This window comes from Planktothricoides sp. SR001, from assembly GCF_001276715.1.
Lineage (GTDB): Bacteria > Cyanobacteriota > Cyanobacteriia > Cyanobacteriales > Laspinemataceae > Planktothricoides > Planktothricoides raciborskii.
Genome location: NZ_LIUQ01000151.1, coordinates 1 through 1,284, shown reverse-complemented (window position 1 = coordinate 1,284; position 1,284 = coordinate 1). Strand labels below are relative to the sequence as shown.

The 1,284-nt window shown below is 37.6% G+C and carries 1 protein-coding gene; it reads right to left on the bottom strand.

Annotated features, from left to right (window positions below):
• A partial coding sequence (locus AM228_RS28850; RefSeq protein ID WP_197285456.1) for an RNA-guided endonuclease TnpB family protein occupies positions 1-1,100 on the bottom strand: 1,100 nt, incomplete at its 3' end.
• Positions 1,101-1,284 lie beyond the last annotated feature (184 nt).

Genomic DNA, 1,284 nt, shown 5'->3' with positions numbered 1-1,284 from the left:
GTAATTTTAGTCCAAAGGTCTAAAACTACAGGAATAAACGGCAATCCCTCTATTCCCTCAAAAGCATCGGGAATTACTTTTCTAGCTATATTCATGCTTCCATTGATATCAGCGTTGATGATTCTACCAGTGGAAGTCAAGTATAAACCACGTTTAACACGCTTACCATTAAACACAACTTTTGCTTCTGTTTTAGCCTGGATATTCGGCAAATAATCGCCATTTAAAGCGCTCGCTTTAGAAGTGTAGCTTTCTTCAGTTAAAACTACAGAAATCCCTGCTAATTGTGAGGTCAATAATTTAATCAGTTTGGCATGAGGAATATTGGTAAATTCTTGATTATTCTTTTTCCCAATATTGAGAGCTTGTTTCCATCGTTGATTTTTCCCGATGATTAATTGACCAATCTCATTTAACTGACACCAATCAATAACACGCCGACTCACAGTATGAAGGTAGTTGTCAATCCTTCTATCTCGCTTGCTGTTTAGCTGTTTTACCAGCCGACAAGCCTTGATTGATTGTGCTTTTGCTACTCTTTTATTGAAGAATTGGTTAATACTTTTCAATGGTCTACCATTAATCAACAGCGGTCTAATACCGGGATGATTGGATGTTATAGCCACCAAATTGTTTAAACCCAGGTCTACACCAGCTAGATATTTACCATCAAATTTATCTGGCTCGCTAACCGTGTAAACAATCTCAATTACATAGTGGTCAAGTTTAGGAACAATTCGTACTTGGTTTATATTATTAGCCTCAGTGGTCAACTCAATATTAGTCTGAGATAGCTTGACAATGCCTCGAGATAGCAGTGGAGAGGAGATCGCATCCTTGGGATAAATCACCACATTTCTACCGCGTTCTTTATGCTTGTATCCTGGGATTTTCGGCTTACCTAAATATTTTTCAGGATGCCCAGACCAATCTTTTAACGCTCTGCACCAAGCTTTCCAAGTTTCAGCAACTCGACGGACAATCTGTTTACTAACCTTCGTTGGTAGGTATCGATAAGCTATCTTTGTTATTCGTCTGGTGGTAAATATCAATCGAGTTGTAATACTTTCTAGTTTCAAAGAAGTATTGACGCTGGACATAATTAGCCGAGTTATAAAGATTTTTGGATTGCCATGCTAAATAGTCGCATTCCTGCCAAAATTTATGCTGTCGGTTAATTATATGCTTCTCAACTAACTGCATTTGACTCGACAAGAGTAAATGTTTCACTTTGACAATGATATATGAGTATAATTAAACTTGTCAATCCGGCTGGCCAAAAAT